The organism is Pseudomonas chaetocerotis (genome assembly GCF_015712105.2).
In the GTDB taxonomy this organism is placed as follows: Bacteria; Pseudomonadota; Gammaproteobacteria; order Pseudomonadales; family Pseudomonadaceae; genus Aquipseudomonas; species Aquipseudomonas chaetocerotis.
Window position 1 is genome coordinate 199,969 of record NZ_JACFYX020000010.1, and the last position, 11,101, is coordinate 211,069.

An 11,101-nucleotide genomic window follows, 5' to 3' on the forward strand; every position below is an offset into this window, starting at 1 on the left:
AGATGAGATCGATGGTGGATCAGGCGCAGCATTTTGCCGATATTCTGGATTATCACGCCGAGCGCGCGCCGGGCCGTGTGGCCATCCGGCATATCGTGGCGGATCAGGGCGAGCCGCTGCTGACGACGTACGCCGAACTGCGCGAGCAGGCGCTGGCCATCGCCGGCCTGCTGCAGCAGCGCATGGGCTGTCAGGGTGGCGAGCGTTGCGTGCTGATGCTGCCCAGCGGTGCCGATTACGCCGCTGCCTTCTTCGGCTGCCTGTATGCCGGCGTGATCGCGGTGCCGGCCTTCCCGCCGGAGAACAACCGGCAGATGCATATCGAGCGCCTCACCGGCATCCTGCTCGATGCCCAGCCCTCTGTGGTGCTGGCGCCGCGCGAGGTGATCCTGCGTTGCCAGGCGGCATTGCAACCACTGCTCGTGCCTGGCGCGGCGCTGATCGCCATCGAGGATGTCGATGCTTGCGACCGCGCCGGCTACCAGCCGCGCCTGATCGCCAGCGATGCGCTGGCCTTCCTGCAATACACCTCGGGCTCCACCCGTGCGCCCAAGGGCGTGATGGTCAGCCATGCCAACCTGCTCGCCAACGAGCGCAGCATGAGTCGCGGCTTCAGCGCCACTCGGGAAGAATCCTGGGTCAGCTGGCTGCCGCTGTATCACGACATGGGCCTGATGGCCGGGCTGCTGCTGCCGATCCTGCATGGCGGCAGCCTGACGCTGATGGCGCCGAACTTCTTCCTCGCCAGGCCGGCGCGCTGGTTGCAGGCCATCAGCCAATACGGCGGCACCTTCTCCGGCGGGCCGGATTTCGCCTATCGCCTGTGCGCCGAACGCGTGCCGCAGAGCAGCCTGGAAGCGCTCGATCTGAGCAGCTGGCGCCTGGCGTTCTCCGGCTCCGAGCCAATCCGCCTGGACACCCTGCAGGCCTTCAGTCAGCGCTTCGCGGCAGCGGGTTTCCGCGCCCAGGCGCTGGCGCCGAGTTACGGCCTGGCCGAAGCGACGCTGTATGTGTGCGTCGATGCTGCCGAGCGTGAACCGCAGGTGGAAGCGTTCGCCGGCACGACAGCGGGCCAGGCGGACAGCTGCCTGCCGGCCTGTGGCTGGAGCGATACCGAGCACCCGCTGCGCATCGTCGAGCCGCAGACGCTGGAGGTGCTGGGGGACGATCAGGTCGGCGAAATCTGGCTCGCCGGGCCAAGCATCGCCCAGGGCTACTGGCGCAACCCTGAAGCGACCGCCGAGGCCTTCGTCGAACGTGATGGTCAGCGCTGGCTACGTACCGGCGATCTGGGCGTGGTGCGCGAGCGTCAGCTGTTCATCGCCGGGCGCCTGAAGGATCTGATCATTCTCAATGGCCAGAACCATTACCCGCAGGACATCGAGCAGGCCCTGGAGCAGGACATCGAGCTGCTGCGCCAGGGGCGTATCGCCGCGTTCGCCGTCACCGACGAGCAGGGGCAGGAGGGTGTCGGCCTGGCGCTGGAGATCAGCCGCAACGTGCGCAAGCTGATCAGCGCCGAGATGATCTGCCAGCGCATCGCCGATGGCGTGGGCGAGCGTTTCCAGCTGGCGCCACAGCTGATCCTGCTGCTCGAGCCGGGCACCTTGCCGCGTACCACCAGCGGCAAGCTGCAGCGCTCGGCCTGCCGCAGTGGCTGGCAGAACGGCAGCCTGGCGATCTTCGCACAGTGGTACAAGGGGCGCCTGCAAGGGGCCGATGCGGCCTGTCCGGCGTCGCAAGCCGGCGCCGTGCTACCGCAGGTGCTGCAGGCCTGGCAGGAGGTGCTGGGTTACACGGACCTGGAGCCGGGCGATCACTTCTTCGCGCGCGGCGGGGATTCGGTGGGCGTGATGCAGGTGCTGGCGCGTCTCAACGCCGAGCTGGGGCTGGAGTTGCAGGCCGACAGCCTGTTCGAGCGGCCGCGCCTGGGGGAATTCAGTGCCTGGGTCGCGGCGCAGCCGCGTACGACGCGGCAGATGCCGGCACTGCTGGGCGAGGCGCGTGACGCACAGTGCGCGCAATCCTATGCGCAGCAGCGCCTGTGGTTTCTCGAGCGCTTGCAGGGTGACGCCAGCGCCTACCGGCTGGGTGGTGAACTGCGCTTTCAGGGCCGACTCGACGAGACGGCGCTGCAGCGCAGCTTCGATGACCTGGTCAGTCGCCACGAGAGCCTGCGCACGCGTTTCGTCGCTGGCGAAGAGGATGGCGTACCGCTGCAGCGCATCGATCCGCCCTTTACCGTCGACCTGACACGTTTCGACCTGCGTGGCGAGGTAGATAGCGAAGCAGCACTGGCGCGCCTGCGCGATGAGCGGATGAACCTGCCACTGGATCTGCAGCAGGGGCCCTTGTGGCACCTCGCCCTGGTGCGGATGGGTGAGGACGATCAGCGCCTGCTGCTGGTGATGCATCACATCATCTGCGACGGCTGGTCGATCCAGGTGCTGATCCGCGAGTTCGCCCAGCTCTACGCCGCCCATGTCCTCGGCCAGGCGGCGAACCTGCCGGCCCTGCCGGTGCAGTACGCCGACTACGCCATCTGGCAGCGGCGCTGGCTGCAGGCGGGCGAGGGCGAGCGTCAGCTGACTTATTGGAAGCAGCAGCTGGGAGACGAACAGCCGTTGCTGCAACTGCCTGCCGACCATCCGCGCCCGGCTCGGCAAAGCCATCGCGGCGCGCGCCACGCCATTCGGCTCGGTGAGGCGCTGAGCCAGCGCCTGCGCGCGCACGCCGCGGATCAGGGCATCACCCTGTTCATGCTGCTGCTGGCCGCCTTCAAGGTGCAGCTGCAGCGTTACAGTGGCCAGCGCGACATCCGCATTGGCGTGCCCAGTGCCGGGCGCGTGTGCCGGGAAACCGAGGCGCTGATTGGCTTTTTCGTCAACACCCAGGTGCTGCGCAGCGAGTTCGGCGGTGAGCACCGCTTCACCGATGTCCTGGCCCAGGTTCGGGCAGCGGCCCTCGGCGCGCAGGATCACCAGTTGCTGCCCTTCGAGCAACTGGTCGACGCGCTGGCGCCGCAGCGCAGCCTGAGCCACAACCCGCTGTTCCAGGTGAAGTTCACCCAGCAGTTCGCCCTGGCCCAGGACCTGGCCCTGCCCGAAGTGACCCTCAGCGCGCACCAGCTGGACGAGCAGGCCGCGCACTTCGATCTGGGGCTGGACATCACCGATTTGCCCGAGGGCATCGAGGCGGCTTTCACCTATGCGCAGGATCTGTTCGAGGCGCAGCGCATCGCTGGTTTCGCCGCCGATTTCGAACATCTGCTGGAGCAACTGCTGGCGCAGCCGCAAGCGCCGCTGGCCAGCCTGCAACTGACGGCACAGCCGTCGCAGGTCGTGGGCGTCGAGCGCAGGTTCGCCGCTGCGCAGGTGCTCGACCTGTGGCAGCCGCAGGTGCACGGCGAGGCCGTGGCACTGATGCACGACGGCGTGCCCTGCAGCTTCGCCGCGCTGGACGCCCAGGCCAATCAGCTGGCGCAGCATCTGCTCGCCCTCGGCGTGGCGCCGGAGCAGCGCGTCGGCCTGTGCCTGCAGCGTTCGCCGGCTTTCGTCATCGGCCTGCTGGCCGCGCTCAAGGTAGGCGCCGCCTTCGTGCCGCTCGATCCAGCCTGGCCGGCGCAGCGCCAGGCGTTCGTCCTAGCCGACAGCGCCTGCGTCGTATTGCTCGCTGAGTCCGCGTCGGCGCAATCCTTCGCCGGCCCACGGCTGGACTTCAGCGCCGACGCGCCGTGGCGCCAGCAGCCCAGCGATGCGCCAACGGTGCCGGTGCATCCGCTACAGGCGGCCTACCTGATCTACACCTCCGGCACCACCGGCCAGCCCAAGGGCGCGGTGATCAGCCATGCGGCCCTGGCCGACTACGTACAAGGTTTGCTGGAACAACTGGCACTGGCGCCTGAGGCGAGCATGGCGATGGTCTCCACGGTGGCGGCCGACCTGGGTCATACCGTGCTGTTCGGTGCGCTGCTGTCCGGGCGGACCCTGCACCTGCTGAGCCCGGAAAGCGTGGCCGACGCCGATAGCCTGGCGGACTACCTGAGCGCGCAGCAGGTCGGCATTCTCAAGATCGTGCCGACTCATCTGGCCGGCCTGCTGCAGGCTGGCGCGGGGGCGCGGGCCATCCCGGCTCATGCCCTGATCTTCGGCGGCGAAGCGCTGCCGGCCGAGCTGGTGAAGGAGGTCAAGCGCCTGCGTCCGCAGTGCAGGGTGATCAACCACTACGGCCCCAGCGAAACCACGGTCGGCGTGCTGACTCACGAGGTCACGGACGCCGAGCTGGCAGCGCTGGACGGCGTGGTACCGATTGGCCGGCCATTGCCCAACGTCCGCGCCCTGGTGCTGGACGCTGGTATGACGCCGCTGCCGCAAGGTGCGGTTGGCGAGTTGTACCTGGGCGGGCCTGGCCTGGCGCGCGGCTATCTCGCGCGTCCGGGGCTGACGGCGGCGAGTTTCCTGCCCGATCCCTTCGCCAGTGGTGAGCGTCTGTATCGCACCGGCGACCGTGCGCGCCTGCTGGCCGACGGGCGTATCGAATTTATCGGGCGCGGCGACGATCAGGTCAAGGTGCGCGGTTATCGCGTTGCCCTCGGTGAGATCTTGGCGCAGTTGCGTGGCCTGGCGGGCGTCGCCGATGCCCATGTGCAGCTGGACGAACGCGGCCAGTTGCTCGCCTATGTGGTTGCGCAAGAGTCTTCTCTCGACGCCGCACAGGTGCAGGCGCAGCTTGCCGAGCGCCTGCCGGACTACATGCTGCCGAGCCATGTACTGCTGCTCGAACGCTTCCCGCTGACCGCCAATGGCAAGCTCGACCGTCAGGCGCTGCCGCAGCCGCAGGCGGCAGAGCAGGGCTTCGAGGCGCCGAACGAGGGCGTCGAGACGCAACTGGCGGCGCTCTGGCAGCAGGTGCTGAAGGTCGAGCGTGTCGGTCGTCGCGACAACTTCTTCGCCCTCGGTGGCGACTCCATTCTTAGCCTGCAGATCATCGCCCGTGCGCGGCGCCAGGGCATTCGCCTGACGCCCAAGCAGCTGTTCGAGAAACAGAGCATTGCTGAGCTGGCGCAAGTCGCCGTAGTTGCAGAGACGCCAGTGGCACCCGCAAGTGCCAGCGCAGAGGTGACGCACAGCTTCGCCCTGACGCCGATCCAGGCGCGCTTCTTCGCCCAGCCCCCGGCGCGTATCGGTCACTGGAACCAGTCCTTGCTGCTGGCGGCGGACGAGCCGCTCGATGCGCGTGCGCTGGCCGAGGCGCTGCAAGCCGTGGTGCGCCATCACGCCAGCCTGCGCCTGAGTTTCCAGCAGGATGCGCAGGGCAACTGGCAGCAGCGCTATCGCGACGCACAGCCGGCGCAGGAGCTGCTGTGGGTCTGCCAGGTGGCCGCCGCCGCCGACCTGCCGGCGCTGTGCGACGAAGCCCAGCGCAGCCTGGATATCGAGCGCGGCCCGCTGCTGCGTGCGGTACTGGCGCAGTTGCCGGACGGGCGCAACCGCCTGTTGCTGGCTGTGCATCATCTGGCAGTCGATGGTGTGTCCTGGCGCGTGCTGCTCGACGATCTGCAGCAGGCCTACACGCAGCGACTGGCCGGACAGGTGGTCGGCCTCGCCGCAGTGGCCGCGAGCTTCCAGCAGTGGTCGGCGCATTTGCAGGCCCTGGCCGGCAGTGCGGACCTGGCGGCGCAACTGGAGTACTGGCAGGGCTTCAGCGCGGCCGAAGCCGGCCTTCCCTGCGACCGGCCCGAAGGCAGTGCCAGGGTCGCCGATGCTGGCCATTTGCACTTGCAGCTCGATGCAGCCACCACCGCGCGCCTGCTCGTCGAGGTGCCGGCGGCTTACCGCACGCAGATCAACGACGTGCTGCTGGCGGCGCTGGCCCAGGCCTTGTGGCAGTGGAGCGGGCGTCGGCGCACGGTGATCAGCCTGGAGGGCCATGGCCGCGAAGGCGATCAGCTCGACCTGAGCCGCACGCTGGGATGGTTCACCAGTCTCTATCCGGTCGCACTGCAGGCCAGCGATGACCTCGGCGCTACCCTCAAGCAGGTCAAGGAAGGGCTGCGTCAGATGCCGGACAAGGGCATCGGCTACGGCGTGCTCAAGTACCTGGCCAAGGCCCCGTTGGAGGAGCTGACGGGCGAGGGGCTGACCTTCAACTACCTGGGCCGTTTCGATGACGAAGCCGCTGCACGCTGGCGTCTGGCCGACGAAGCGAGCGGCTCGCCACGCGACGGCAGCGGCCCGCTGGCCAATGCCCTGGCCATCGACGGCCAGGTCCGTGGTGGTTGCCTGCAACTGGCGCTGACCTACAGCCGTGCGCGCTTCGAGACGCGCAGCGTCGAGCGTCTGCTGGCCCTCTACGAACAGGCGCTGCGGCAACTGATCGAGCATTGCTGTGCGCCTGGTGCCGGTGGCCTGACACCTTGCGATTTCCCCCTGGCAACGCTCGGCCAGGCGCAGCTCGACGCGCTGCCTCATGCGCCGCAGCAGATCGAAGACCTGTTCCCGCTGGCACCGATGCAGCAGGGCATTCTGCTGCACAGCCAGCTGGAGCAGGGCAGCGGCATCTACCTGATGCAGGACCAGTACGCCGTGGCCAGCGCGCTGGACGTAGAGGCCTTCACCCATGCCTGGCAGCAGGTGGTGCAGCGTCACCCGGCGTTGCGCACGGCCTTCTGCAACCTCGAAGGGACGCCGCATCAGCTGGTGCTGCGCCAGGTGCCTTCGCCCGTGCAGTTCCTCGACTTCAGCGAGCTGCCGCGCGATGAAGCCGAGGCCAGGTTGCAGGCGATCCTGCGCGAGGAGCGTCAGCGCGGCTTCGATTTCACCCAGGCGCCTTTGCTGCGTCTGCGCCTGGTGAAGTTCGCCGAAGCCGATCTGCGCATCGTGCAGAGCCATCACCATGCCCTGATCGACGCCTGGTGTCGGGGCCTGATGCTGGCGGAGTTCTTCGCCCAGTACCGCGCTCGCCTGCTCGGGCGCAGCCTGCAACTGCCCCCAGCGCGGCCTTATCGCGACTTCATCGCCTGGCTCGCACGCCAGGACGAGGCGGCCAGCCGCCGCTACTGGCACGATGCGCTGGCCGGCTTCGACACGGTCACGCCGCTGCCTTATCGCCGCCAGCAGGGCGAGGCGGGCATGCGCGATGTCAGCCTCGCGCTCGATGCCGGGCAGACCCGCGCGCTGGCCGAGCAGGCGCGGCGTCATCAGCTGACCGTCAACACCTTCGTCCAGGCGGCCTGGGCGCTGCTGCTGATGCGCTACAGCGGGCGCGACGATGTGCTGTTCGGCGTCACTGTGGCGGGGCGACCCACCGAGCTGGAAGGTATCGAAGAGGCGCTGGGGCTGTTCATCAATACCTTGCCGCTGCGCGTTCGAGTGCCGGGCGAGGCAGTGACAGGCCTGCACCTCTTGCAGGCGCTGCAAGCGCAGAACGCCGGCATGCGTCAGCATGAGCAGCTGTCCCTGGCCGAGGTGCAGAACCTTGCCGATACGCCGCGCGGCCAGCCGCTGTTCGACAGCCTGTTCGTGTTCGAGAACGTGCCGCTCGGTGGCGAGGTGCAGGAGGCCGTTGAAACCTACCGCATCACGCCGCTGGCCAACCGCACCCACACCAACTATCCGTTGACCGTGGTGCTGCTGCCGGGTGCCAGCCTGATCCTGCAACTGAGCTTCGATACCCAGCAGTTCGCCGTGGCCGACATGCAGGTACTGGTCGAGCATTTCCGTCGTCTGCTGCTGCAGCTGAGCGAGGCGCCGCAGCGTTCGTTGAGCGAGCTGCGCCTGCTCGATGAAAACGAGCGCGACGCCCTGTGCCGACTGGGCCAGGGCGCCATGCAGCCGCACTGGTATGCGCAGAGCTACCTGGCGCGTTTCGAGGCGCAGGTGCAGCAGCAGGGCGCACGTACCGTGGCCCGCTGCCAGGGGCAGACGCTGTCCTACCTCGAACTCAACGAGCGGGCCAACCGCATCGGCCATGGCCTGATCGAGTGCGGTGTGCAGTTCGATGACGTGGTGGCGCTGTATGCGCCCCGTGGTCTGCCGCTGCTGAGCCTGATCATCGGCGCATTCAAGGCCGGTGCCGCCTACCTGGCGCTGGACGAGCGCCATCCGCCGGCGCGCAGCGCGCGCATGCTGGCCAGCAGCGCCGCGCCGGTGCTGATCACCCCGCGCGAGCAACTGGCGCAGGTTCAGGCGATGCTCGCCGAACTGCCGCAGCCGCCGCGCGTGCTGGTCTATGAGGACTTGCTGGAGCATGGCCGCCGCGACAACCCCGGGCGCTACGCCGGCCCTGAGCATCTGGCTTACCTGATCTACACCTCCGGCTCCACTGGCGAGCCAAAAGGGGTGATGGTCAACCAGCGCGGCATGCTCAACAACCAGTTGGCCAAGGTGCCGTACCTGCAGCTCGGCAAAGCGGACGTGATCGCCCAGACCGCCGCCACCGGCTTCGATATCTCGGTCTGGCAGCTGCTCACCGCACCGCTGTTCGGTGGCGCGCTGGAGATCATCCCCGATGCCATCACCCACGACCCGCAGGCCTTGCTCGCGTGCGTCGCTGATACCGGGGTGAGCGTGCTGGAGGCGGTGCCGGCGGTGATCGACGGCATGCTCGAAGCTGCGTCCGTGGCGCTGCCGGCACTGCGCTGGCTGTTGCCCACCGGCGAGGCGCTGAGCCATGAGTTGGCCACGCGCTGGTTCGCCCGCTACCCGCAGGTACCGATGATCAACGCCTACGGCCCGGCCGAGTGCGCCGACGACGTGGCGCTGTACCGCCTGGATGCGGCGCCGGCCCGTCGGCAGCCCATCGCCATTGGCCGGCCGACCGACAACAACCGCCTGTACGTGCTGGGCGGCGACCTCGAGCTGTTGCCCGCTGGCGTGGTCGGCGAGCTGTACATCGGCGGCACCGGCGTGGGCCGTGGTTATGCCGCGCGCCCGGGGCTGACGGCCGAACGCTTCGTGCCCGACCCCTTCGGCACACCGGGTGAGCGCCTGTACCGCAGTGGCGACCTGGCGCGCTGGAACGCCGAGGGCCAGCTCGAATACGTCGGCCGGGTGGACTTCCAGGTGAAGATCCGTGGACAGCGCATCGAGCTGGGCGAGATCGAAGCCTGCCTGTTGGCCAATGCGCCGCTGCGTCAGGCGGTGGTGGTCGCCCATGAGGGAGCAGCCGGTACGCAGCTGATCGCCTATGGCGTGGCCGATGCCGGCCAGCGGATCGAGATGCAGGCGCTGCGTGAGGCCCTGGCTGCGCAGTTGCCGGCCTTCATGGTGCCGGCGCAGATCATCCTGTTGCCGCGTCTGCCGCTCAACGCCAACGGCAAGCTGGATCGCCGCGCGCTGCCGGCACCCGAGGCGCAGGTGCGCAGCGTCGAGGCGCCACAGGGCGAGCTGGAACAGCACCTGGCGCAGCTCTGGCGCGACCTGCTCAAGGTGGAGCAGGTCGGCCGTCACGACCACTTCTTCGAACTCGGTGGCCACTCGCTGCTGGCCACCCGCCTGCTGGCGCTGATCCGCGAGACGCGCGGCGTCACGGTGCCGCTGGCGCAGGCCTTCGAGGCCACCACCGTGGCCGCCATGGCCAGCCTGATCCGCACCCTGGAAAGCCAGGCCCTCAACGATGAACGGCTGGATGCGCTCGACGACCTGATGAGCGCTCTGGAGGAAATTCAGTGAACCTGTTGCATGACAAAGCCCTGCTGCTGTCGCGTCGCTTTCTCGGCCTGGGGCCGCAGCAGCGCCGCGCCTTCCTCGACAAGCTGCGCGAACAGGGGCTCGACGCCTCGGCGCTGCCGATCCCGCCGGATGCGGCCGATGCCGAGGGCAGCGTGCTGTCCTACGCGCAGCAGCGCCTGTGGTTCCTCGAACAGCTGCAGCCGGGCAACAGCGCCTATCACCTGCCGGGTGCCCTGCAATTGCAGGGGCCATTGGACGAGGCCGCGCTGCTGGGCGCCTTCGGCGATCTGGCGCAGCGTCACCCGAGCCTGCGCACGCGCTTCTTCGCCGATGCCGACGGCAACCCGCGTCAGTGCGTCGAAGCAGCGTCGGCACTGAAACTGGAGCTGCTGCAGGGCGATGACTTTGCCGCCCTGGCGCGTGAGTTCGCCCAGCGCCCGTTCGATCTCGAGCAGGCGCCGCTGTGGCGCATCGGTTTGCTGCGCCAGGATGAGCAGCGGCATGCGCTGCTGGTCTGTCTGCACCACATCATCGCCGACGGCTGGTCGATCCAGCTGCTGTTGACCGAACTGGCGCAGTTCTACCACGCGCGTGTGCAGGGCGAACCAGCCGCACTTGCCGAGCTGCCGCTGAGTTACGCCGACCATGCCCTGTGGCAGCGCGCTTGCCTGGATGCCGGCGAAGGCGAGCGGCAACTGGCCTACTGGCGCGAACAACTGGGCGACGAGCAGCCGTTGCTGGAGCTGCCCTGCGATCATCCGCGCCCGGCGCAGCAAAGCTTCCGTGGCGCGCGCCTGGCCTTTCGCGTGGAGCCCGCGCTGGCGGCGCGCGTGCGCGAGCTGGCCCGGCAACAGGGCTGCACGCCGTTCACCGTGTTGCTAGCGGCCTACAAGGTGCTGTTGCAGCGCACCAGCGGGCAGCGCGACCTGCGTGTCGGCGTGCCCATCTCCGGGCGTACACAGAGCGAAACCCAGGGGCTGATCGGCTTCTTCGTCAACACCCAGGTGCTGCGCAGCGAGCTGAGCGGCGAGCAGAGCTTCAACCAGCTGCTGGCGCAGGTGCTGCGTACGGCGCAGGGCGCCCAGGCGCATCAGGCGCTGCCTTTCGAGCAACTGGTCGAGGCGTTGCAGCCCGAGCGCAGCCTCAGCCACAACCCGCTGTTCCAAGTGCTCTACAACCATCAGCAGCGCCCGCAGGACAGCCTGCAACTGACCGCCGACCTGCGTGCCGAGCTGATCGCCCTGGACAGCGGCAGCGCGCAGTTCGACCTGGCCCTGCACACCTGGGAAGGCCCGGGCGAAGCGCTGGCCGGCAACTGGAACTACGCCCTGGATCTGTTCGAAGCAGCCACGGTGGAGCGTCTGCATCAGCGCTTCATCCGCCTGCTGGAGCAGTTGCTGGAACAGCCGCAACTGGCCATCGGCGAGCAT

Annotated in this window: 2 protein-coding genes; both read left to right on the top strand. The window is 68.5% G+C overall.

The window, feature by feature from the left end; genetic code table 11:
- Nucleotides 1-11: 11 nt before the first annotated feature.
- Entirely contained in the window at nucleotides 12-9,671 is a 9,660-nt protein-coding gene (locus H3221_RS18735) for a non-ribosomal peptide synthetase (RefSeq protein WP_196475307.1), read from the top strand.
- Nucleotides 9,668-11,101 (top strand): condensation domain-containing protein (locus tag H3221_RS18740; protein ID WP_224490681.1); only part of this gene is annotated, 1,434 nt, incomplete at its 3' end. The genes H3221_RS18735 and H3221_RS18740, both read left to right, overlap by 4 nt.